General features: G+C 64.7%; 20 protein-coding genes and 1 other RNA gene. 7 read left to right on the top strand and 14 right to left on the bottom strand.

Going from position 1 to position 23,416, the window contains the following annotated elements; genetic code table 11:
• Positions 1-83: 83 nt before the first annotated feature.
• The 3 genes from AB5Y98_RS19805 (at position 84) to AB5Y98_RS19815 (ending at position 3,385) form a co-directional block, all read left to right on the top strand.
• On the top strand, positions 84-956 hold the full coding sequence (locus tag AB5Y98_RS19805) for a LysR family transcriptional regulator (RefSeq protein ID WP_042051692.1): 873 nt from the start codon (positions 84-86) through the stop codon (positions 954-956).
• Between the two features lie 357 nt (positions 957-1,313).
• Positions 1,314-1,553, top strand: a complete 240-nt coding sequence (locus AB5Y98_RS19810) for a hypothetical protein (protein ID WP_235589348.1) — start codon at positions 1,314-1,316, stop codon at positions 1,551-1,553.
• An 8-nt stretch (positions 1,554-1,561) separates the two neighbouring features.
• Positions 1,562-3,385: an ATP-binding protein gene (locus AB5Y98_RS19815; RefSeq protein ID WP_247653963.1), complete on the top strand. Its 1,824-nt coding sequence runs from the start codon at positions 1,562-1,564 to the stop codon at positions 3,383-3,385.
• Positions 3,386-3,493: 108 nt separating this feature from the next.
• On the opposite strand, the gene AB5Y98_RS19820 is transcribed toward AB5Y98_RS19815, so the two are convergent.
• Together AB5Y98_RS19820 and AB5Y98_RS19825 are read right to left on the bottom strand one after the other, a co-directional pair.
• Entirely contained in the window at positions 3,494-4,522 is a 1,029-nt protein-coding gene (locus tag AB5Y98_RS19820; protein WP_247653962.1) for an MBL fold metallo-hydrolase, read from the bottom strand.
• Positions 4,523-4,640: 118 nt separating this feature from the next.
• The gene (locus AB5Y98_RS19825) at positions 4,641-5,624 is read right to left on the bottom strand and encodes an aldo/keto reductase (RefSeq protein WP_244366813.1); all 984 of its coding nucleotides are present in this window, start codon (positions 5,622-5,624) and stop codon (positions 4,641-4,643) included.
• A 193-nt stretch (positions 5,625-5,817) separates the two neighbouring features.
• Between AB5Y98_RS19825 and AB5Y98_RS19830 the strand changes: the two genes are divergently transcribed.
• The gene (locus AB5Y98_RS19830) at positions 5,818-6,798 is read left to right on the top strand and encodes a LysR family transcriptional regulator (protein ID WP_139430937.1); all 981 of its coding nucleotides are present in this window, start codon (positions 5,818-5,820) and stop codon (positions 6,796-6,798) included.
• Positions 6,799-6,846: 48 nt separating this feature from the next.
• Here the strand turns inward: AB5Y98_RS19830 and AB5Y98_RS19835 are convergent, their stop codons facing one another.
• Genes AB5Y98_RS19835 through AB5Y98_RS19845 form a run of 3 tightly spaced genes read right to left on the bottom strand, consistent with a single transcriptional unit; the run spans position 6,847 to position 9,431 of the window.
• Positions 6,847-7,485 (bottom strand): SDR family oxidoreductase, encoded by a 639-nt coding sequence (locus AB5Y98_RS19835; RefSeq protein WP_368232679.1) that lies wholly within the window; start codon positions 7,483-7,485, stop codon positions 6,847-6,849.
• A gap of 49 nt (positions 7,486-7,534) precedes the next feature.
• Positions 7,535-8,464 carry an alpha/beta hydrolase gene (locus AB5Y98_RS19840; RefSeq protein WP_368232681.1) on the bottom strand — a complete coding sequence of 310 codons (930 nt, stop codon included), beginning with the start codon at positions 8,462-8,464 and terminating at the stop codon, positions 7,535-7,537.
• Positions 8,465-8,513: 49 nt separating this feature from the next.
• On the bottom strand, positions 8,514-9,431 hold the full coding sequence (locus tag AB5Y98_RS19845; RefSeq protein WP_368232684.1) for an alpha/beta hydrolase: 918 nt from the start codon (positions 9,429-9,431) through the stop codon (positions 8,514-8,516).
• Positions 9,432-9,554: 123 nt separating this feature from the next.
• Between AB5Y98_RS19845 and AB5Y98_RS19850 the strand changes: the two genes are divergently transcribed.
• A complete protein-coding gene (locus AB5Y98_RS19850) occupies positions 9,555-10,475 on the top strand; it encodes a LysR family transcriptional regulator (RefSeq protein WP_368232686.1) in 921 nt (306 codons plus the stop codon).
• A 410-nt stretch (positions 10,476-10,885) separates the two neighbouring features.
• Here AB5Y98_RS19850 and ffs read toward each other — a convergent pair.
• The 9 genes from ffs to AB5Y98_RS19895 all read right to left on the bottom strand — a co-directional run bounded on the left by ffs (position 10,886) and on the right by AB5Y98_RS19895 (position 20,420).
• Positions 10,886-10,982, bottom strand: an RNA gene (ffs, locus tag AB5Y98_RS19855) — signal recognition particle sRNA small type.
• A gap of 102 nt (positions 10,983-11,084) precedes the next feature.
• Positions 11,085-11,873 carry a sulfite exporter TauE/SafE family protein gene (locus tag AB5Y98_RS19860; RefSeq protein WP_368232688.1) on the bottom strand — a complete coding sequence of 263 codons (789 nt, stop codon included), beginning with the start codon at positions 11,871-11,873 and terminating at the stop codon, positions 11,085-11,087.
• 91 nt (positions 11,874-11,964) lie between these two features.
• A complete protein-coding gene (arcD, locus tag AB5Y98_RS19865) occupies positions 11,965-13,401 on the bottom strand; it encodes an arginine-ornithine antiporter (protein WP_010633821.1) in 1,437 nt (478 codons plus the stop codon).
• Between the two features lie 388 nt (positions 13,402-13,789).
• On the bottom strand, positions 13,790-14,551 hold the full coding sequence (locus AB5Y98_RS19870; protein ID WP_017786952.1) for an SDR family oxidoreductase: 762 nt from the start codon (positions 14,549-14,551) through the stop codon (positions 13,790-13,792).
• Positions 14,552-14,607: 56 nt separating this feature from the next.
• Positions 14,608-15,528 carry a 3-hydroxyisobutyrate dehydrogenase gene (gene mmsB / locus AB5Y98_RS19875; protein WP_042051663.1) on the bottom strand — a complete coding sequence of 307 codons (921 nt, stop codon included), beginning with the start codon at positions 15,526-15,528 and terminating at the stop codon, positions 14,608-14,610.
• Between the two features lie 27 nt (positions 15,529-15,555).
• Positions 15,556-16,659 carry an enoyl-CoA hydratase/isomerase family protein gene (locus AB5Y98_RS19880; protein ID WP_139752855.1) on the bottom strand — a complete coding sequence of 368 codons (1,104 nt, stop codon included), beginning with the start codon at positions 16,657-16,659 and terminating at the stop codon, positions 15,556-15,558.
• A gap of 59 nt (positions 16,660-16,718) precedes the next feature.
• Positions 16,719-17,531 carry an enoyl-CoA hydratase gene (locus tag AB5Y98_RS19885; RefSeq protein ID WP_099359326.1) on the bottom strand — a complete coding sequence of 271 codons (813 nt, stop codon included), beginning with the start codon at positions 17,529-17,531 and terminating at the stop codon, positions 16,719-16,721.
• A gap of 139 nt (positions 17,532-17,670) precedes the next feature.
• The gene (locus AB5Y98_RS19890; protein ID WP_368232693.1) at positions 17,671-18,828 is read right to left on the bottom strand and encodes an acyl-CoA dehydrogenase family protein; all 1,158 of its coding nucleotides are present in this window, start codon (positions 18,826-18,828) and stop codon (positions 17,671-17,673) included.
• Positions 18,829-18,908: 80 nt separating this feature from the next.
• Positions 18,909-20,420, bottom strand: a complete 1,512-nt coding sequence (locus AB5Y98_RS19895; RefSeq protein WP_368232695.1) for a CoA-acylating methylmalonate-semialdehyde dehydrogenase — start codon at positions 20,418-20,420, stop codon at positions 18,909-18,911.
• Between the two features lie 245 nt (positions 20,421-20,665).
• Between AB5Y98_RS19895 and AB5Y98_RS19900 the strand changes: the two genes are divergently transcribed.
• Both AB5Y98_RS19900 and AB5Y98_RS19905 read left to right on the top strand, forming a co-directional pair.
• On the top strand, positions 20,666-21,814 hold the full coding sequence (locus AB5Y98_RS19900; protein WP_368232698.1) for an isovaleryl-CoA dehydrogenase: 1,149 nt from the start codon (positions 20,666-20,668) through the stop codon (positions 21,812-21,814).
• Positions 21,811-23,412, top strand: a complete 1,602-nt coding sequence (locus AB5Y98_RS19905) for a carboxyl transferase domain-containing protein (RefSeq protein ID WP_368232700.1) — start codon at positions 21,811-21,813, stop codon at positions 23,410-23,412. Before AB5Y98_RS19900 ends, AB5Y98_RS19905 begins: the two co-directional genes overlap by 4 nt.
• The last annotated feature ends 4 nt before the right edge of the window (positions 23,413-23,416 follow it).

The raw sequence follows: 23,416 nt of genomic DNA on the forward strand, positions 1-23,416 counted from the left end.
CATTAGCATCGAACAGTTCTAAAATTCCGTCCAATGACAAATTTAACCATTCAACATTCCAAACAGGAATCAAAGGAGCCGACATGGAGCTGCGGGATCTGAAGGCCTTCGTCACCCTGGGGGAGGTACTGCACTTCGGTCAGGCGGCGGTGCGCCAGCACGTCACCCAGTCGGCGCTGAGCAAGCAGATCCGGCGGCTGGAAGAGGAGCTGGGCGGCGAGCTGTTCGAGCGCAACGCAAGCAGCACCCGTCTCACCGTGCTGGGGCGCGCCCTTTATGAGGATGCCCGCGCCCTGGTGGCCGCCAGCGAGCAGCTAGCACGCAGCGCCCGCGACGTGCTGGCCGGCAACAGCGGCACCCTGCGCATCGGCTTTGGCGTTGCCACCAAGCTGCTGGTGCCCGCCGCCATCGCGCAATTTCGGGCCGAACGCCCCCAGGTGACCATAGAGCTCAACGATCTCTCCACCCACCATCAGTTGCTGGCCCTGAGCGAAGGCAAGCTGGATCTCGGCTTCTGCCGCCTGCCCGCCCCCAAGGGGTGGCCGTGTCTGCCGGTGGTGCGGGCCCATTTTGTCGCCGTGCTGCCCGCCAGTTACGCCGGCGTGAGCAAGCTGGCTGATCTGGTGGACAAACCGCTGGCGATCCTGCGCCGGGACAAGGCCCCCTCGTTTTACGATCACCTGATGCACTACCTGGCCCAGAGCGGGCTGCGTTTTCGCGATATCCAGTACGTCAACGACTTCGCCGCCGGCGTTGCCACCGCCGCCGCCGACATCGCCTGGACCCTGGTGCCCTCCTCCACCACCATAGAGCACCCGGACGTACTGACCCTGCCGCTGACCGAGGGGGAAGCCTGCTGGACCATAGGCCTTATCCGCCCGCCCCACAGCAAGGGGCCGCTGATCGAGGCCTTCTGGCAGACAGTCGCCAGCATGAGCGAGCCGGCCCTGCCATAAGGAAAGGTCCGGGCAAGGACCAGCGGGCAAACATCTATGAGGGCGGCAGGGATGGCGCAGCGGGGCATCGCGGCATGCTGTCTGGCATTCCCCCCTATGACCACATTGGGCATCTCCAAAGGGGTACATTGGTAATCTAAAGGAAAAATGTACTTATCAATTTGCAACAGCTCTCATCCTTCTGATTGCAAAATGCGATGAAATAGTGATTTTCTCCCTCCTTCACTCCCAACAACACCACGCCATAACTGATTTCTACTATCAGGCACACTTATTGCCTTTCCTCTCATGCCTAGTTTGCTGTTGCCCTGGCATCTGTTTCTCACGACTTCATGGAGGAAAGTAATGAGGTTCAATGTGTTTGAAGCCCCCCAGCTGACCATCACGGCGCTCAACGACTACTCGATCCAGGTGCCCACCAGCGATGCCGCCCAGTATCAGGTGATCCTGGCCCGCAGCATCGATGGCAAGCCGCTGTCGGTGCGCGACAAGGGGCCCCTGTTCCTCATCTACCCGTTTGATCAATACCCCGAGCTTCGCAACAAGCTCTATTACGGCCGTGCCATCTGGCAGATCAACAAGATCAAGGTGGAGTGAACCGCATCATGCAATCCATGGCAGCCAGTCAGCGCTCCCTGTTCGTCGTGCTCTGCGTGCTGTTGCTGGCGTTTGCCGGTATCGGTACCGTCCAGTACCGGCAGTTCGAAGAGCTGCAGCACAGCACCAGTCAGGGTGAAGACAACGTCATGTGGAACTATTTCCAGCTCTACAACGAGGCGCTGCGCTTTCAAAATGCCCTGAAAAATGAGCCGCGGGTCAAGTTCCAGCTCAGATACGACATTCTGGTCAGCCGGATTGAGCTGGTGCTGGAGAGCAAGGATCGCAACCTGCTGCAACATACCCAGATTTATCAGCAGGCCAGCAAGGAGATGCGCCGCTTCATCGCCCTGGCCGATCTCTGGCTCGGGCCGATCCAGCACAAGCCGCTGGATCAGGCGGCCCATCAGCAGCTTGATCAACAGCTGACCGCCCTGCTCCCCCAGCTCCACCAGCTGACCCTGGAGGTCAACGAGCAGGCGACCCTGCTCGACGTCGCCCGCCGCGAGGGGGTCCGCCAGCAGATCATCACCACCAGCCTGATCGCGGCCCTGCAGTTTGCCCTGCTGTTCGTGCTGGCCCTGCTCATCTGGCGGCAGATGAATATCTCGTTCCTGCAGCACAAGCTGATGCAGCAGCTCAACGAGAAGCTGGTGCGGGCCAACCGCGAGGCCGAAGCGGGTCAGCGGGCGAAAAGCAGCTTTCTGGCCAACATGAGCCACGAGATCCGCACCCCCATGAACGGCATACTCGGCATGTTGTCGCTGCTGGCGGATCGCACCATGGCCCCCAGAGAGCGGGAGTACCTGGAGACGGCCCGGGAGTCAGCCAACCATCTGCTGGGGCTGCTCAACGACATTCTGGATATCTCGAAACTGGAAGAGGGGCGCATCGAGCTGCAGCTCGTGCCCCACCATCTGCCCAAGCTGCTGGAGGACATCCGGGCCCTGATGCAGAGCAATTGCGATGCGAAGGGGATCAAGCTCAGCCTGACCCTGGCCCCCAACACGCCGGAATGGCTGATGATGGATCCCCTGCGGGTGCGCCAGATCCTGTTCAACCTGCTGAGCAACGCCATCAAGTTCACCCACCAGGGCGAGGTGAACATCAGGGTGGACAGCCAGCCGCTGGACAAGGAGCGTCATTCGATTCGGATCGCGATTCAGGACACCGGCATCGGCATGAGCAAGTACCAGATGGGCAACCTGTTCCAGCGCTTCTCCCAGGCCGACATCTCCATCACCCGCCAATATGGTGGCTCGGGGCTGGGCCTCGAGATCTCCCGCAACCTCGCCCGCCTGATGGGGGGCGACATCTCGGTCGAGAGCCACGAGGGGTTCGGCAGCACCTTTACCTATCTCTGGCCTGCCCAGGCGACCACCCCGTCGATGACCAGCCTGCCCAGCAAGCCGATCAGTCAGGAGAGTTATCGCATCTTGCTGGTGGACGACAACGCCACCAATCGCAAGGTCATCGGTGCCATGCTCGCGTCTGCCGGCCATCGGGTGACGCTGGCGCTGCAGGGGGAAGAGGCGCTGGCCAGACTGGCGCAAGAGACCTTCGACATCGTGCTGATGGATGTGCAGATGCCGGTGATGGACGGGCTGGCAGCCACCACCCATATTCGCGCCTCGCGCCAGAGCTGGGCCGACATTCCCATCATCGCCCTGACCGCGGATGCCATGCCCGAATCGAAGCAGTACTACCTGTCCCACGGCATGAACGGCTACATCACCAAGCCCATCAGCAAGGAGACGCTGCTGGGCGAGATCAACCGTCACCTGGTGCGCGAACAGCGCAAGCGCACCATGACCCTGGGCAATCAGGCTTGAAGCGGCGCCGTGCGCTCGAACGCAGCGGTATGAAGGTAGCAGGCGCTGGCTCGACGATGCGGGCGCCCGGCATGGGCGCCCGTTTTCACGCTTGAGCCAGATCCAGGTTCACTCCCGCCACCAGGGGTTGCCGCCATGAGGGGCCTGCAAGGTCAACGGTTCCCCCATCATGGGGGTGGTCAGCGGGATCAGCTGCTCGGCTGCCAGCCGGGTGATCTGCTCCAGCGGCTCATCCCATGGGTGCATGGCAAGATCGAAGGTGCCGTTGTGGATGGGATAGAGCCAGGCTGCGCGCAGATCGTGAAACGCCTGCGCGGTCTGGGCCGGAAACATGTGCACATGGGCCCAGCGCTCGTTGTAGGCCCCCGTCTCGAGGAAGGCCATGTCAAACGGGCCATGGCGCTCCCCTATCTCCTTGAAGCCGGTGAAATAGCCGCTGTCGCCGCTGAAGAACAGCTTGCACTCATCGCTGCGAATGACCCAGGAGGCCCAAAGAGTCTGGTTGCCATCGCTCAGGCCGCGGCCGGAGAAGTGCTGGGCCGGCGTGGCGATGAGTTCAATGCCATCGACCCGGGTCTGCTGCCACCAGTCCAGCTCCCTGATCTTGTGTGCCGGCACGCCCCAGGCGCGGAGCCTGGCCCCGACCCCGAGCGGGGTGATGAAGTGCGCCACCCTGCCCTGCAGCGCCACTATGGTGGCGTGATCCAGGTGGTCATAGTGATCGTGGGAGAGGATCACCCCAGCCAGGGGCGGCAGATCTTCCAGGGCCATGGGCGGGGCGTGCCAACGTTTGGGGCCAAGCCATGAGAGCGGTGAGGCACGCTCGCTGAAGACGGGATCGGTCAACCAGAACTGGCCGCGCAATTTGAGCAGCAGGCTGGAGTGACCCAGCCGCCAGACGCTGGAATCCGGAGCCGCCATGACATCCGCAAGGGTCATGGCCTGCACCGGAATGGCGCGATCCGGCAGGGTGCCGGCGGGCTTGCCAAACAGGAAGTCACGCCAGATCCCGACCTCTTGCCAGACACTGCGCGCGGGGGGCGCCACCAGATTGTGAAACCGGCCTGCCCGATACTGGGTTGAGTCCTGGTGTTCGGGCAGACCCGATTGCAATACAGACGAGATAATACCGGCCATCGCGGCTCCTGTGAGTCATAACAACATAAGGGCCCCGGCGAACCGGGGTGACACGAGCTGTGCAAGACACGCGGCAGTGGCCGGGTGCCTTGCACAGCTCGCTTTCAAACAGGGCGCCTCAGCGCCCCACCAGTTTTCCCAGGTGCGCCGGGTAGCGCCCCCCTTCCAGCTCGATGCCTGCCACGGCGGCGTCTATGTCGGCCAGCTCGCGGCTGCCGAGCCTGATGGCGGCGGCTCCCAGGTTCTCTTCCAGCCGGTGCAGCTTGGTGGTGCCCGGAATGGGCACGATCCAGGGCCGCTGGGCCAGCAGCCAGGCTAGCGCAATCTGGGCCGGCGTCACCCCCTTGCTGGCGGCCAGATCCCCCAGCACCTCCACCAGGCGCAGGTTGGCGGCGCGGGCCTCCTCGGCAAAGCGCGGCACTATGCTGCGAAAATCGTTCGCCTCGAAGCGGGTATCGGCCTTGATGGCCCCGGTCAGAAAGCCCTTGCCAAGCGGGCTGAACGGCACGAAACCTATCCCCAGCTCGTCGAGCAGCGGCAGGATCATCTGCTCGGGCTCACGCCACCAGAGGGAATATTCGCTCTGCAGCGCCGCCACCGGCTGCACCTTGTGGGCGCGGCGGATGGAATCGACGCCGGCCTCGGACAGACCGAAGTGGCGCACTTTCCCCTCGCGGATCAGGTCCTGTACTGTGCCGGCCACCTCTTCCATCGGCACCTCGGGATCGACGCGGTGTTGATAGAAGAGATCGATGACATCGGTGTTGAGCCGGCGCAGGGAGGCCTCGGCCACGGCGCGGATATTCTCCGGCCGGCTGTCCAGCCCATCGGGTACCTTGCCGTGCTTGAAGCCGAACTTGGTGGCGATCACCACCTTGTCGCGAAACGGGGCCAGCGCCTCCCCCAGCAGCAACTCGTTGTCGCCAGGGCCATAGGCTTCGGCGGTATCGAAGAAGGTGACCCCGAGCTCATGGGCGCGCCGGATCAGGGCGATCGCCTCCGCCTTGTCGGTGGCGGGGCCATAACCAAAGCTCAAGCCCATGCAGCCCAGACCGATGGCGGATACCGTCAGCCCGTTGTGACCCAATTGACGTGTTTGCATGCTTGCTCCTTTTCTCACAATGCAGCCGAAACTGCCCTGGTAACCATGGATGCACAGCCCCTTGTCTCAACCAACCCGAAGGGGAGTCAAGCGCTAAAGGCTGGCGCGGTCGATGGACGCACTATAGAGATGGGATAAACATCGAACTAGACGGTAAATGACGGAATCAGTTACAACCAAATGATGTAAATCCATGAGCCAGACCATGATCAACGAATTGCGCTCCATCACCACCTTCGTACACACGGCCGAGCTGGGCAGCCTCAGCAAGGCGGCCGAGGCCCAGCAGATCTCTCCCCAGGCCGCCAGCAAGGCGCTCGGGCAGCTGGAAAGCTATCTGGGGGTACGCCTGTTTCATCGCACCACCCGCAGCATGTCGCTGACCGAAGAGGGGCAACGATTTCTGGAGGCGGCGCAGCCTGCCCTGCTCGGCCTGCAGCAGGCCCTGACGGCGGCGCGCCAGACCCGTGAGGAGTTCGCGGGCCCGCTGCGAATAGTGGGCCCGCGCTCCGTGGTGCAGACGGTCATAGGGCCGCTGCTGGAGGAGTACTGCCGCCGCTATCCCGATGTGCAGCCGGATATCCGGCTCGATGACAGGGTCGGCAACTGGGTGGAGGAGCGGGTCGATGTGGGGCTGCGCATCGGCATCTCGCCCCAGGAGGGGCTGATCGCGCGCCGCCTGTTCCCCATGCAGCTCATCATCTGCGCCGCCCCCGCGTATCTGCGCAAATATGGCGTGCCCCTCACCCTGCACGACCTTGCCCTGCATCGCTGCAGTGCCTTTCGCCACGCGGGCAACGGACGCCTGATCCCCTGGTACGTCAAGATGGGGGACGAACTGCAGGAGCTTCCGGTGCGCCCGGCGCTCTCCACCAACGACGAGATGGTGGAGCTGGGGGCCGTGCTGGCTGGCGATGTCATCGGCCAGCTGGCCGGGCCGACGGCGGCGGCGCATATCCGCGCCGGCCGCCTGGTGCCCTTGCTGCTCGAGCACATGACCCAGCGGCTCGGCCTGTTTCTCTACTACGGCAGTCGCGCCGCCCAGCCCGCCCGGGTACGCCACTTTATCGAACTGGCGATAGCCAGCCTCGCGGACAACCGCGCCTATGTACTCGACCTGGATGAGCTGGAGCAGGCCCATCGGGCCGGCATGGCGTCGCTGCAAGCGACATGACGCCCGCGCCCCCGTCCCGGCACCGCAGACCAGCGCCCTCGCCCCCCCCTACATGAAGTACGGCTTGTCGCCCTCGCTGCCGGGTTGGTGGATGCCAAGGTTCTCCCCCAGATGCAGCTCGGGCGAGACCAGGATCCGGGTGATGAGATCCCCCACGCTCCTGCGCGACACCACTGTGCCCTGGAAGGGCTGGCCCTTGGCGGTCAGTGCGTAATCCACCTGATCCTCATCGGTCAACCAGGCCGGGCGCAAGATGGTGTAATCCAGCCCCGATGCCTCGATGGCGTCCGCCGCGCGTCGGTAGGGTTTAAGCTCCTCGCCGATGATGCCACGATTCCACTCGCCGAACTTGCCGGGCACCTCGTCGTAGATCCCAAGGGATAGCACGAAGACCAGGCGCTTCACCCCGGCGGCCTGCATGGCGGCGATGACCGCCTGGGCCTGCTTGTCCAGGTTGTCGCCACTGAGGTTGGCGTAGACGATCTCTTGTCCTGCCATCGCCTCCTTGAGCAGCGGCTTGTCCAGCACGCTGCCGATCACCACCCTGGCGTTGGCCGGCTCACGGCCGCTCAATTTTTTGGGATCGCGCAGCAGCAGGGTCTGGCGGATGTCGCGCTGCCCGGCGAGCCCCTTGACCACCCACCGGGCTATCTGGCCGCTGGCGCCGAGGATCAGTACGTTTCGCATATCGGTTTACCTTGTCGCTTGAATGGGTGGGGATGCCCCCACCGCGGGATCACAGGGTGCGCTGGAAGAAGGGCACGAGGCTTGCCATGGCGATGGCCACCGGCTCGGGTTTATCGTAGAGGTCGTAGTGGGACCAGCCTTCGGCCACGACAATGTGCTTGTCGGTGGAGGCGGCGCGGCCGTAGATCTCCCAGCCGTCCCGATAGGCCCCAAAGCCCCCCGCCTTGTCGCCGATGACCACCATCAACGGCTGGGTCAGCAGCACCTCGGCATGGAGGAAGGCATCCCATCCCATGGCGGCGCCGGTGAAGGACATCAGCTGGCGGGTCGCGCCGTGAGGCTGCTGGCCGCGCGCCGTCTTGTAGTACTCGGTGGCCTCCAGCACGTCGATGTCGGTGATGCCTGCCGCGGTGGCCGCCGCCACGGACGCCGGCAGCAGATCGGCGGGCTCAGTGGCGTCACCTTGTGCCTGCGCCGTGCGCATCCGGGCGATGCTCTGGGCCAGCTCAAGAGGTTTGAACTGGGCGAAGCCTTCGCGGATCAGGCGGCCATAGTTGACCCCGGTGATGGAGACCAGCGCCTTGAGGCGGTGATCCGTGATGCCCGCATGGATGGTGTAGGCGCCGCCGCCGCACACGCCGATGGCACCGATGCGATCGCTATCCACATAAGAGAGGGATTGCAGGTAGTCCACCGCGAAGCGGATGTCGGAGACCCGAATGGCCGGATCCTCGATAAAGCGCGGCTCACCGCCGCTGGCGCCCTGGAAGCTGGCGTCATGGACCAGTACCACGAACCCCGCCGCAGCCAGCCCTTTGGCGTAGACATTGCCGGCGGTCTGCTCCTTGCAGCTGCCGATGGGGTGGGTGCTGACGATAGCCGGGTAGCGCTTTTGCTCGTTGAAATCGGGCGGCAGGTAGAGGTCGGCCGCCGTCTGCCAGCCCAGGTTCTGATAGGTCAGGTTCAATACATGGCTCATGATGATGCTCCTCGATAAGCGAGAGGGGCTTCCCCCTCTCGCGGGCCGATTAGTTCAGGGTCCGCAGGAAGAAGGGGGCCAGCTTGGCGACGGCCTCGTCGACATGGCGGGGCATGTCGTAGAGGGACATGTGGTTGGCCCCCTCCACCACATGCAGGGTCTTGTCAGTGCTCGCGGCGCGCGCCAGCAGGTCATCGCTCATCCACTTGCTACCAGCCACACTGCCAGCCACCGCCAGGATCGGCTGGGTCAGGAAGGCCTCCGCCTTGTGATAGGCGTCGTAGGTGATGATCTGGTTCAGGTTGCGGGTCAGCGCAAAGCCCGGCGCATTGGGGTGCTCGCAACGCGGGGTATGGTAGTACTCCCAGGCTTCGCGCAGCTCCTCGTTGGGAGCATCCTCTTCACGCAGGGGGGCCAAGGGGATGGTGGCGTAGCCGCTGCCGGTCGCATCTGCGGTGCGGGCCTGGGAGCCGAAGTCCAGATACCCCATGGCATCGGCATCCTTGACGCTGTTGTCCCAGCCATTGCGGAACATCTGGCCGATGTTGACCGCGCTGACCATGCCGAGCGCCTTGATGCGGCGATCCTGGATGGCGGCATTGGCGCTGTAGCCGGCACCGGCGCAGATGCCCATGGCCCCGATCCGGTTCTCGTCGACATAGGGCAGCGTGGTCAGGTAGTCCACCACGGCGCTGACATCCTCGGTGCTGACATGGGGGTTCTCCAGCTGGCGCGGCTCGCCCGAGCTCTCGCCCTGATAGGAGCGGTCAAAGGCGATGGCAACGAGGCCCTGCTCGGCCAGCTTGCTGGCGTACAGGCCCGCGGTCTGCTCCTTCACCCCGCCGCCGGGGTGGGAGACTACGACCGCCGGGTATTGTTTATGCTCATCAAAATGGGCGGGGAAGTGAACGATGGCGGCCATAGTGATGCCTTGGCCGTTGCGATTGAGGAAGGTGACGTGGGACATGGTCGGGCTCTCCGTTAGGTTCAGGGGCGTCATGCTTGACGCGAGTTCGAGCTAATAGTAGTAAGTCTATTGAGCTAGATATACGCACCTATCAAGACATGACTGATTAGCCAGGCTAAACAAATGCCCATAGAACCTTCACTCGTCGCGTCACTGACGTGGTTTGCCCACATCGCCCGTCACCGCAGCTTCACCAAGGCCGCCACCGAGATGGGGGTGACCCGCGCCGCCCTCTCCCAGCACCTCAAGGGGCTGGAGCAGCAGCTGCAGGTACGGCTGCTCAACCGCACTACCCGCGACATGTCGCTGACCGAGGAGGGGCAGCGCCTGCTGGACGTGCTGCAACCCTCCCTCACGGCCATCGAGCGGGTGGTGAGCGAGCTCAATGACTCCCACCTTGAGCCCTCGGGCCTTATACGCATCAACAGCTCGCGCATCGCCGCCAGGCTGCTGCTCGAGCCGCACATGGGGGAGTTTCTGGCGCGCCATCCCAAGCTGCGGCTGGAGCTGGTGATGGCGGACGGGTTTTCCAACATCATCGCCGACGGGATGGATGCCGGCATTCGCCTGGGGGAGAGCCTGGATGAACACGTGGTGGCGGTGCCCATCACCCCCCCTCTGACCATGGCCATCGTCGGCTCACCCGACTATTTCAGGCAGCATGGCACGCCGCAGACCCCGGGCGATCTCACCCGGCACAACTGCCTGGCCTACCGCTTTACCTCCAGCAATACCATCGACCGCTGGTCGTTTACCTCCCCCGATGAGGAGCAGCACACCCAGATCGTCGATCCCAAGGGCAACGCCGTGTTCAACGACGACGACAGCATGCTGCAGGCGGCCCTGCAGGGGGTGGGGTTGGTCAAACACCTGGATCTGCGGGTGCGCCAGCACCTGAGTGACGGCTCACTGGTGCGGGTACTCGCCCCCTGGTGCCCCCCCTTCCCTGGGTTTTATCTCTATGTGCCGTCGCGGGCCCAGATGCCGGCCAAGATCCGGGCGCTGATGGATTTCCTGATCGAGAAGCGAGCGCTGCTGTCCTGATCCCCCAGTGCTGGCCGTTGCCCGTCAGGCCAGCAAGTGGTTCACGCGCCACCAGTCAGTGCTCGGGCTTGCCGACGGTCTGGCGCTTTCCAGCGCCTGGCCGTAGGCATACGGCAAGCCCTTCTCTTTCAAAAAAGGGGTTGTAGCGTGGTGAGAACAAAGAGAATGCAATGGCAATAGAGGCCACGGGCAGTGACTGAGGGAAACATGATCCCAAGGGAACTACGTGGAAGATCAAGAGGACGTTTGCGCTGGACGCCAGAGCCACCTTGCGGTCGCACCTGAGAGCTTGCGGCAGAGAATCGGAAATATGGGATGAAGACACCAGGCTCATCCACATCAAGTGGATGACCAAGAGGTCTGAAGAGAGATTGATAGGTAACTTATTGAATTGCAGAAACAAGTGGTGGCCCTACCAGCCACATCCCGGCACTCGAGTCCCCCGCCTTGGCTGCTACCTTCCGGTCCTGACCAGGTCGACGGGTTATCAATGCGAGAGGACCAATAGGACCACCGGCGAGGAGAATAGGCAAACTGGCCCATCAATGCAACGGCTTTCTGCCCTCGCTCATGCCGTTCGCCTTATTTTTCAACAATCTGGCCAAGGGTTCAGCTAAACAGCATGAATTTGGCACCCACCAGCAGCATCAGCAGGGCGAACGCCTGCTTGAGCCGCTGGGGAGAGAGTCGGTGCGCCAGCCTGGCGCCGACCCGGGCAAACTGGGTACTGGTGAGCACGATGCCGAGCAGCGCCGGCAGATAGATATAACCCAGGCTCCAATCTGGCAGATCCGGGTTGCCCCAGCCGGCGTAGAGGTAGCTGAGGCTGCCTGCCAGGGCGATGGGCATGCTGCAGGCGGCGGAGGCCGCCACGGCGTTGCGCATCGGCACGCTGTTCCAGCTCAGATAAGGCACGGTCAGCGAGCCGCCACCGATGCCAAACAGTGCCGACATCCAGCCGATGAGGGTGCCGGCGATGCCGGTGCCGAGTGCCCCCGGCAGATGACGCTCCGCCTTGGGCTTGAGATTTAGCCCCATCTGCAGTGCCATGGTCCAGGCGAAGCAGCCGATGATGATGTTGAGGGTGCTGGCGCTGAGCAGATTGGCGGTCATGCCGCCGAGCCAGGCCCCGACCAGCATGCCGGCGCCAAGCCGGCGGATCATTACCCAGTCCACCACCCCGGCCTCCTGGTGGGCGCGCAGGGAGCTGAAGCCGGTGAAGATCATGGTGGGCAGCGAGGTGCCGAGTGCCAGATGGGTAATGATATCGGGGGCAACGCCCTGGGCGTGGAAGCTCAGCACCAGCACGGGCACTATGATGAGACCGCCGCCGATGCCGAACAATCCCGCCAGCATGCCGGCGAACGCCCCCAGCAGCAGATAACCCATAAACAGCATAAAAATTCCTTCCGAGGCTCTGCCGCGCACCGAGTCGTGTGCAGCACATAAAAAAAGAGATGGCCCTTGGGCCATCTCTTCATTGTGCCGGTTAACTCAAGGGAATGGTACCGTCCATCACCTTGTAGAAGGCCAGCACGGCGCAACCGAGCAGGGCCGCCGTCATCCCCTGCTCCAGCCGGTTGAGGCCGCGCAGCCCATGGTGCTGGCGCGCCTTCCAGTAGATGAAGATGCCGGGGCTGTAGAGCAGCGCCACCAGCAGCAGGTACTCGACCCCGGCGGCATAGACCAGCCAGCAGCCATAGACGGTCGCCACCAGCGCCAGGAAGAGGTCGCGCTTGCGCTGATGAGGCTGACCTGCGTAGGTCTCCCCTTTCAGCGCCAGCTTCAGCCCGTAGGCACCAGAGAAGACGTAGGGTACCAGCGCCGCCGAGGTGGCGATGTTGACCAGCGCCAGATAGGTGCTGCTCTGGAAGTAGATGATGATGAGGAAGGTCTGCACCAGGCAGGTGGAGCACCAGAGCGACACCTGCGGCGAGCCGTTCTTGTTCTCCTTGGCGAACCAGCCGGGGAAGACGCCGGTCTTGCCCGCGATGTAGGGCACTTCCGCCGCCAACACGGTCCAGCTCAGCAGAGCCCCCATCACCGAAATGACCAGGCCGATGTTGATGAGCCAGGCGCCCCAGGGGCCGACCACGGCTTCCAGGATCATGGCGGTGGAGGGGTTCTTGAGGGCCGCCAGTTGCGGCTGGTTCATGACCCCCAGCGAGAACAGGGTCACCATGACGTAGAGCGTCAGGGCCCCCAGCAGCGCCAGCACGGTGGCCCGGCCTACGTCCTTGCGATGGCGAGCACGGGCGGAGACCACCACGGCCCCCTCGATGCCGATGAAGACCCAGAGCGTCACCTTCATGGTGGACTTGACCTGATCCATCACGGAGCCCAGCTCAGGGGTGCCCTGACCCCAGATGTCCAGGGTGAAGGTATCCATGTTGAAGGCGAGCAGGATGGCCACGCAGAAGACGATGAGGGGCACCATCTTGGCGATGGTGGTGACGATGTTCACCAGCGCCGCCACCTGGATGCCGCGCAGCACCAGGGCGTGTACCGACCAGATGAGGATGGAGGCGAGCGTGATGGCCACCGGGGTGTTGCCGTCACCGAAGATGACGTTGTCCGGCGTGTCGAAGAAGTAGCTCAGTGCGCTGAACACCACGATGGCGTAGGAGACGTTGGCCAGCAGCTGGCAGAGCCAGTAGCCCCAGGCGGCGTTGAAGCCGATGAAATCGCCGAAACCGGCCTTGGCATAGCTGAAGATGCCGCCATCGAGATCCGGGCGACGCATGGAGAGATTCTGATACACCAGCGCGAGGCAGATCATGCCGATACCTGTGATGGCCCATCCCAAAGCGACGGCCCCGGCACTGGCATGAGCGGCGATGTTTTGCGGCAGACTGAAGACCCCGGCACCGACCATGGAGCCGATCACCAGCGAGATGAGGGCGCCAAGCCCCAGTTTCTTGTCCATCTCAATCCTGTTTAATTAGGCGGCGGCAGAGCGTCCGTATTCATACTGCGCGCAATATGGGAGGGGCTAGAAATCCGTACCCCGTGAAAAAGGCGGCAACTATATTGCATGACTATTCCGACCGCAATCCCTCGTACCGTCAATCATGCACCGCCTTGACCGCGCGCAATTTTACAGCACTGACCCCGGGGGCCTGTGAGCTGGTTCAAATTAAGAAAGACCCGTTGATATTTCACATTTTTCCATGACCTGAGCCCCCTTTTGCGGATAAGACCTGCATGAGAATGCAGCTTGCAGCCGAGCTCGGCAAACCTGACTGCTGACAAACGTTTCAATAAAAATGCCCCTGCGCCGAGGGCCAGGGGCATCTGCAAAAGAGAGCTGGAATCTAGAGGCGCAAGCCGCCGTCCAGCTCGATCATCCGACCCGACAGATAGTCATTGGCGAGAATAAAATGCACCGTCTGAGCCAGCTGCGCCGCCTGCCCGAGGCTCCCCACCGGGATGGCCTGCTGCATGCGGGCCATGGCTTCGGGCTTCATCGCCGCCGTCATGTCGGTGGCAAACACCCCGGGGGCGATGCCCATCACCCGGATGCCGTGGCGGGCCAGCTCCTTCCCCCAGGTGACCACCAGCGAGGCCACCCCCGCTTTGCTGGCGGCATAGTTGCTCTGACCCATGTTGCCGGCGCGGGCGATGGAGGAGATGTTGATGATGACGCCCCCCTCCCCGCCGGTGGCCATCAGCGCCGCTCCCTCGCGCCCGCACAGGAAGGTGCCGGTGAGGTTGACGTCGATGACGCTCTGCCACTGGGCCAGGCTCATCTTCTCCGCAAGCAACCCCTCCTTCACCTTGATCAGCATGCCATCGCGCAGAATGCCGGCGCAGTTGACGAGGCCGTGCAGGGCACCGAACTGATCCTTGATGGCGGCGAAGGTCGCCTCGACCTCCGGCTCGCTTGCCACGTTGCAGACGAACAGGGCACAGCGGCCGTCACGGCTGCGCACCTCCGCCTCGGTCACCTCCAGATCGGTGCGGTTGACGTCGATGAGCGCAAGCTGCGCCCCCTGCTCCGCCAGACTCAGGGCGATGGCGCGACCCAGCCCCCTGCCCGCCCCCGTGATGGCGATGACTTTTTGTGTGATATCCATAAATGCTCCTGGTGAGATGGCCGGTGACTATCGGGTAAAAAGGTAGATAGCGGCCCTTAACCCGGCTCTGTCTTGTCCAGATAGAGTTCGACGATGCTGGAAAAATCCCGGGCCCCCTGTCCCTTGGTGGCGTGCAGGTTGAACAGGTTGCGCGCCAGCGCCCCCATGGGCACGGCGCTGTGGGCATGCTCGGCCAGGGCCATGGCGAGCCCCAGGTCTTTGACCATCAGCCGGGTCATGAAGCCCCCCTGATAGTTGCGCGACGCCGGTACGTTCTCCATCACCCCGGGCCAGGGGTTGTAGCGCTCCAGGCTCCAGTTGTTGCCCGAGCTCTTGCCCATGATGGTGGAGAGCACGCCCGGATCCAGCCCCTCCTTGACCCCGAGCGCCAGCGCCTCGGCGGTGCCCGCCATGTGGATGGCAAGCAGCATGTTGTTGCACATCTTGGCGATCTGGCCGGCGCCGAGCGCCCCGGCGTGAAACAGGTTCTGCCCCATGCAGGCGAGCACGGGTTTGGCCGCCTCAAAATCCGCCTGTTCGCCGCCGACGATGAAGGTGAGCGTCCCCGCCGCCGCGCCGGCCACCCCTCCCGACACCGGAGCATCGAGGAAACGGATGCCGCGCGCCTGCGCCGCCGCCCCCACCTGGCGGGCCGAGGCCACGTCTATGGTGGAGCAGTCGATGACCAGGGCGCCGTGCGGCAGGGCCGCCAGCAGATCCTGCCCACCCCGCTCACCGGCGCTTTCACCCAACCAGAGGCTGCGCACATGCTCCCCCGCCGGCAGCATGCTGATCACCAGCTCGCAGCCGCTCACCGCCTCGCGGGCATCGCCGGCGGCGATGCAGCCAGCCTCGATGGCGCGGGTCAGGCTCTCGGCCACCAGATCAAACACCTGCACTGTGTGCCCCGCCCTGGCCAGGTTGGCGGCCATGGGGCCCCCCATGTTGCCAAGCCCGATAAATCCAATCCTTGTCATGGTCTGTTCCTTGTGTGTGATCCCGCGTCAGCGGGGGCGCAAGGGGTTGTCCCCCTCGGGCCAGCGATAGAAGGCATCCAGCCAGGCCTCGCCCGTCTGCGGGGCCTGCCAGCGGGGGGATTTGTCCTTGTCGATGAGCAGGGCCCGCACCCCTTCCACGAAGTCCCCTCTGAGCACGCAGTTGACCGAGAGGGTCAGCTCGTCGGCAAACACCTCGGCCAGCGACTGGCGCCGTGCCTGCCAGAACTGGCGCCAGAGAATAGCGCGGCTGATGGGGCTGCCGCTCTGGCAAGTTGCCCGCGCCTGGGCCAGCGCCGGTTCGTCCAGCTCGGCCCCCTCGAGGCGTGCCAACACCCCTTGCAGGGAGCGGCCGGCCAGCAGCGCATCGATGCGAGCCTGGTGGGGCAAGAGCACGGGGGCCGGCAGCGTCTGGCCAAGAGATCGCTGCAAACCGGCCAGCAGCCCCTCGATCTGCTCGCTGGCATCGACAGCGCCGGACCAGTCGAGGGCGGCGAGGCGCGCCGGCAGCTCCATCCGCTCGTGACTCGCCATGGCGTGATCCGCCAGACCCAGACCGATGGCGTCCGCCCCGTTGAAGCGGGCCCCGGTGAGACCGAGCCAGAGCCCGAGCCGGCCCGGCATGCGGCTCAAAAACCAGCTGGCCCCCACATCGGGGTAGAGGCCGATGGTCACCTCCGGCATGGCGAACAGGCTCTTCTCGGTCACCACCCGAAAACCGGCCCCGGCAAAGAGGCCGATGCCGCCGCCCATGCAGATGCCGTCCGCCACGCAGATGAGGGGCTTGCTGTAGCAATGGATGTGGTGATCGAGCCGGTACTCCTGCTCAAAGAAGTCGCGAGCATAGCCGAACAGTGCCGACTCGCTCGCCTCCTGCTTGCGGTAATAAAAAGAGCGGATGTCGCCGCCGGCGCAAAACGCCTTCTCGCCGGCCCCCTGCAGCAGCACGCAGACGATGGCCGGATCCTGCTCCCAGCGGGTCAGCGCCGCCTGCAACAACTGGATCATCTCAAGGCTCAGGGCATTGAGGGAGGCGGGGCTGTCCAGGGTCAGCATGCCGATGTGGCGACCATCCGCGGTGGGGTGGGTCTCGATGCGCACAGGCTCACTCATGGCTGGCCTCCGCAGACAGGGTATCAGCCCCCGCGACACGGCGGGCCGCCATCATTACCTCATTCATCCTTCACTCCCTCACTCTTCACAGGCTTCGATTGGTCGTAGTGCCAGCGCGGGGCCCGCTTCTCGAGGAAGGCGGCCACCCCTTCGCGCTGGTTGGCATCCTCAAACAGGGTGAGGAACAGGCTGCGCTCGAGCGGCAGCGCCGCGTCCCGATGGCCGCTGCGCCCCTGATTGATGAGGGTCTTGCAGGCGCGCAGGGCGCTCGGGCTCTGGCGCTCCACCAGCTGGGCCATCTGGTGCGCCGCCTCCCAGGCGTGGCCCTCCTTCACCACCTCCTCCACCAGCCCCATCTCGTAGGCCAGGGTGGCGCTCACCTTCTCGCCGCAGAGGATCATCCGCTTGGCCCAGCCCGGTCCCACCAGTTCGGTGAGGCGCTGGGTACCGCCGGCGCAGGGCAGCAAGCCCACCGAGGCCTCCGGCAAGCCCAGCTTGGCCTGCTGCTCGGCGATGCGGATGTCGCAGGCCAGCGCCACCTCGAGGCCGCCCCCCATGGCATAGCCATTGATGGCGGCGATGCTGACCCCGTGAAAGCGGGCCAGCGCCTCGAAGGCGCGGCCAAAGGCCTCGGCCACTTCGCGGGCGTGCTCGACGTTGCCGTCGGCAAACATGTTGAGATCGGCGCCGGCACAGAAGAACTTGTCTCCGGCCCCGCGGATCACCAGCGCCACCACGTCGGGGCGGCCGTCGAGCTCCACCATCATCTGCAGGAAGGCCTGCAGGCTGGCGAGCGTCCAGGTGTTGGCGGGAGGATGGTCGAGGGTGATGTAGGCCACGTGACCGTGATATTCGAGCCTGATCCTTGTCATTGCGTTGTCCTTGTCAAAAAACCTGCCTCATGATGACAGGGTTGAATGGAGCCGACCTGCGGCTGGCTCACAAAGCCTGACGACGAGTCACGCCAACCGCGTCGTCAGGGCGGGCTCCGAGCACGACGGCCCCACCTCGCTACTCCAGCACCAGACCGGGCTCGGCCAGCAGACGGCGGGCGATGATGAGCCGCATCACTTCATTCGTCCCTTCCAGAATGCGGTGGACCCGGGTATCGCGCAGGTAGCGCTCGAGCGGGTACTCGCGGATATAACCATAGCCGCCAAAGAGTTGCAGGGCGTCGTCGCAGATGCGGTGGCCCACATCGGTGGCAAAGCGCTTGGCCATGGCGCACCAGGCGCTCTTGTCCGGCACCCCGGCATCGAGTCTCGCGGCCGCCTGACGCACCAGCAGCCGGGCAGCGGCGAGCTCGGTGGCCATGTCGGCCAGGCGAAACTGCACGCTCTGGAATTCGCTGATCGGGTGGCCAAATTGCTGGCGCTGCTGCACATGGGCCAGGGCATCGTCGAGGGCCTGCTGGGCGGTACCGACCGAACAGGTGGCGATGTTGATGCGCCCGCCATCGAGCGCCTGCATGGCGAACTTGAACCCCTCGCCCTCCTGCCCCAGCCGGTAACGGGCGGGAATGCGCACGGCGCTGAAGTTCACCTCCCGGGTCGGCTGGCTGTTCCAGCCCATTTTCTCCTCCGCCTTGCCGTAACTCACGCCGGGGGTCTGGGCCGGCACCATAAAGGCGGAGATCCCCTTCGCCCCCTCGCCGCCGCTGCGCGCCATCACCACCAGCACGTCGGTGCTGCCGGCGCCCGAGATGAACACCTTGCTACCGTCGATGACGTAATCCTCGCCATCGCGCACGGCGCGGGTCTTGAGGGCCGCCGCGTCGGAGCCGGCCCCCGGCTCGGTGAGGCAATAAGAGCCCAGCAGCTCACCGCTGGCCAGCCTGGGTACCCACTCCTCGGCCACCTCGGCAGGCAACCAGCTGCCCAGCATCCAGCTCACCATGTTGTGGATGGTCAGATAGGCGGTGGTGGAGGTGCAGCCCATGGCGAGGCGCTCGAAGATAAGGCTGGCATCGAGTCTCGGCAGGCCGAGCCCGCCGTACTGCTCCGGGGTGTAGAGGCCGCAAAAGCCAAGCGCCGCCGCCTGCTTGATGGTCGGGACGGGAAACTCGTGATCCTTGTCCCAGCGCGCGGCGTGGGGCTTGAGCGCCTCCTCGGCAAAGGCACTGGCGGCCTCCACATAGGCCTGCTGATCCGGGGTCAGGTTAAAATCCATCTTGTTTGCTTCCTTGTACTTGTTCGGTCGTTCCGTTGCTGTCAATGAGTGCGCCCGGACAACCCGGGCTGCATCCGCCATCAGCGCAGCTGGATGGTCATATTGGGGCCGGTCGGGATGTCTTCATCGAACCAGCGTTCGGTCACCGTCTTGGTCTCGGTGTAAAAACGCACCGCCTGCTTGCCGTAGGCGTGCAGATCCCCGTAGAAGGAGCCGCGCCAGCCGGTGAAGGAGAAGAACGGCAGCGGCACCGGGATGGGCACGTTGATCCCCACCTGGCCCACCGCCACCTCGTGACGGAACTTGCGGGCGGCGGCGCCGCAGCCGGTGAAGATGGAGGTGCCGTTGCCGTAGGGGTTGTCGTTGATGAGGGCGAGCGCCTCATCGAGACTCCCTACCTCGAGGCAGGTCAGCACGGGCCCGAAGATCTCCTCCTTGTAGATACGCATCTCGGGAGTCACGCCGCGAAACAGGGTCGGCCCCACCCAGTTGCCCACCGGGTAGCCGGGCACGTCGCAGAAGCGGCCGTCCAGCAGACACTCGGCCCCCTCGGCGATCCCCGCCTCGATAAGCCCCTCCACCCTGATTTTGGCCTCCGGGCTGATGAGGGGACCGTAGGCGGCTTCGGGATCGTGCCAGACACCGGGTTTCACCTTGGCGAACTCGGCGGCGAGCTCGGGGATCCACTCCCGGGCGCTGCCCACGAACACCGCCACGCTGATGGCCATGCAGCGCTGACCGGCGGCGCCGACCCCGGCCCCCACCAGGTTGCTCAGTACCTGCGCCTTGTTGGCATCCGGCATGATCACCATGTGGTTCTTGGCACCGACAAAGCACTGGGCCCGCTTGAGCTGGGAAGTGGCGCTGCGATAGACGTGGCCGCCGACCCGGGCCGAGCCGACGAAACTGACCGCCTTGATATCGGGATGGGCCAGCAGGGCATCCACCTGCTCGGCGCCGCCATGCACCACCGACAAAATGCCCCTGGGGGCCCCTGCCTCGGCAAACAGCTCGGCCAGGCGCATGGGGGTGAGCGGATCCTGCTCGGAGGGCTTGAGCACGAAGCCGTTGCCGCAAGCCACCGCCAACGGGAACATCCAGAGCGGGATCATGGCCGGAAAGTTGAAAGGAGTGATGCCAAGGCAGACCCCGAGCGGCTGCACCCAGGAGTGGCCATCGACCCGGCGGGCCACGTTGCCCATGGTCTCCCCCAGGGTCTGGCTGGCGATGGCGCAGGCCTGCTCCACCACCTCGATGCCGCGCCACACATCCCCTTTGGCATCCGCCAGGTTCTTGCCGGTCTCCTGGGCCAGCAGGGCCGCCAGCTCGTCGTGATGCGTCTTCAACAGATGCTGGTAGTTGAACATCACCCGGGCCCGCTCGGAGGCCGGCACCTCCCGCCACAGCAGATAGGCGTCGTGGGCGGTGCGCACCGCCAGCGCAATTTCTGCCGAGGTGGCCTTTGGCACTCGCGCCAGCAGGCTCTGATCCGCCGGGTCGGTCACCTCGATCCACTGCTCGCTCGCGGAAGGGTACGCTTCCCCGCCGATGTGCAGCGGCACGTCACCGAACCGGGTCTGATGGTTGTTCATGGGCACTCTCTCCTTGCTGGCGCATCATGGGCCGTTTGCGGGCGGGCCATGGGCACTCCTGTGACGGGGACCATCACGACCGGGCAATCGCCCTTGCCGTCATGGCGCAACAAATTTACCTTAGACTAACAATCAATTTACGTTTACGCTAACGTAAACTTAAATCACAAATGGACTGACCAGTTTGGCCCCCTGTTTCGGCTCGGCCGCCAGGCTGTCACCCCCTTCATATGAGGAGAGCAAGGATGCATGCAGTGATGGACGAGACCCTGTGCGCCCTGACCGAGCAGGTCGAGGCCTTCTGCCAGAAAGTGATCGCGCCGCGGGCCGGCGACATCGATCAGAGCAACGTCTTCCCCCGCGATCTCTGGCCCCGGATGGGTGAGCTGGGGCTGCACGGCATCACGGTGGCGGAGGAGTATGACGGGGTGAACCTCGGCTATCTGGCCCACGTGCTGGTGATGGAGCAGGTGAGCCGCGCCAGCGCCTCGGTCGGCCTCTCCTACGGCGCCCACTCCAACCTCTGCATCAACCAGATCCACCGCCACGGCACGGCGGCGCAGAAAGCGCGCTACCTGCCGCCGCTGGTGAGCGGCGAGCATGTGGGGGCGCTCGCCATGAGCGAGCCGGGCGCCGGCTCTGACGTGGTGAGCATGCGCCTCACCGCGGTGCGCGAGGGGGATCACTTCGTGCTCAACGGCAACAAGATGTGGATCACCAATGGGCCCGATGCCGACACCTTCGTCATCTATGCCAAGACCGATGCCACCGCCGGGCCCAAAGGGATTTCCGCCTTTATCGTCGAGGCGGGGACCCCAGGTTTTTCCACCGCCCAGAAGCTCGACAAGCTCGGCATGCGCGGCTCCAGCACCTGCGAGCTGGTGTTCGACAACTGCCGGGTGCCGCAGGAAAACCTGCTGGGCCCCCTGCACGGTGGGGTCAAGGTATTGATGAGCGGGCTCGACTACGAGCGAGTGGTGCTGGCGGCCGGCCCGCTCGGCATCATGCAGGCCTGCATGGACGTGGTGCTGCCCTATGTGCGCGAGCGCAAGCAGTTCGGCCAGCCCATCGGTGAGTTCCAGCTGGTGCAGGGCAAGCTTGCCGACATGTATACCCGCCTCGCCAGCAGCCGGGCGCTGGTCTATTCGGTGGCGAGCGCCTGCGATCAGGGCCGCACCAGTCGCAAGGATTGCGCCGCCGCCATCCTGTTTGCCGCCGAAAATGCCACCCAGATGGCGCTCGATGCCATCCAGCTGCTCGGCGGCAACGGTTACATCAACGAATACCCCACCGGCCGCCTGCTGCGGGACGCCAAGCTCTACGAAATAGGCGCCGGCACCTCGGAGATCCGCCGCTGGCTCATCGGCCGCGAGCTGATGGGAGATAACGCATGAGCAGGCTCCACTCCCGTCTCGACACCGCCAGCCCCGACTACGAGGCCAATCAGGCCGCCATGCAGGCCCTGGTCGACGATCTCAATGCCCGCCTGGAGGCGATAGCCTTGGGCGGCGGCGCGGCCAACAACGCCCGTCATCAGGCCCGCGGCAAGCTGCTGCCCCGCGAGCGCATCAACCAGCTGCTGGACCCGGGCTCCCCCTTTCTCGAGCTCTCGGCGCTGGCCGGCTGGCAGGTCTATGACGAACCGGTGCCCGCCGCCGGCATCCTCACCGGCATCGGCCGGGTCTCTGGGCGCCTGTGTATGCTGGTGGTGAACGATGCCACCGTGAAGGGCGGCACCTACTACCCGCTCACGGTGAAAAAGCACCTGCGCGCCCAGGCCATTGCCGAGCGGCTGCGCCTCCCCTGCCTCTATCTGGTGGATTCCGGCGGTGCCTTCTTGCCGATGCAGGATGAGGTGTTCCCCGACCGGGATCACTTTGGCCGCATCTTCTACAACCAGGCCCGCATGTCGGCCCAGAACATCCCCCAGCTGGCGGTGGTGATGGGGCTCTGCACCGCCGGGGGCGCCTATGTGCCCGCCATGGCGGACGAATCCATCATGGTCAGGGAGCAGGCCACCATCTTTCTGGCGGGCCCGCCGCTGGTCAAGGCAGCCACCGGCGAGGAGATCAGCGCCGAGGCGCTGGGCGGCGCCGAGGTGCACTGCGCCCACTCCGGGGTGGCGGATCACATGGCCCGCGACGATGCCCACGCCCTGGCCATCGCCCGCACCCTGGTAACCCACCTGGGCAATGAGCCGGTAGAGACCAACCCCGGCTACGAGCCCCCCTGCTACCCCATCGAGGAGCTCTACGGCCTGGTGGGCACCAGTCTCAAGCGCCCCTATGACGCGCGGGAGCTGATCGCCCGGCTGGTGGATGGCTCGGACTTTGACGAATTCAAGGCGCTGTTCGGCACCACCCTGGTCACCGGTTTTGCCAGGATCTGCGGAATGCCGGTGGGGATCCTCGCCAACAACGGGGTGCTGCACAGCGACAGCGCCCAGAAGGGAGCCCACTTCATCCAGCTCTGCAACCGGCGCGCCATCCCGTTGCTCTTTTTGCAGAACATCACCGGCTTTATGGTGGGCAGCTCGGCTGAGCGCGAAGGGATCGCCAAGCACGGCGCCAAGCTGGTCACCGCGGTGGCCTGCAGCCGGGTGCCCAAGATCACCCTGGTCGTCGGCGGCAGCTTTGGCGCCGGCAACTACGGCATGTGCGGGCGCGCCTACGACCCTGATTTTCTGTTCAGCTGGCCCAACAGCCGCATCTCCGTCATGGGCGGCGAGCAGGCGGCCGGGGTGCTGGTGCAGGTGCGCCGGGACAAGCTGGCGGCCGAGGGCAAGCCGTTGAGCGAGCAGGAGGCGGCCGCCATCCGCTCCCCGGTGATCGAGCAGTATGAGCGTCAGGGTCACCCTTATTACGCCAGCGCTCGCCTGTGGGACGACGGCGTCATCGACCCGGCCCAGAGTCGCACCGTGCTGGCGTTGGCGCTGGCGGCCTGTCAGGGGGCCGAGACCGGCCCGGAACAGTACGGCATCTTCCGGATGTAAGGAG

Source organism: Aeromonas sp. s3 (genome assembly GCF_040907805.1).
Classification (GTDB): Bacteria; Pseudomonadota; Gammaproteobacteria; order Enterobacterales; family Aeromonadaceae; genus Aeromonas; species Aeromonas dhakensis.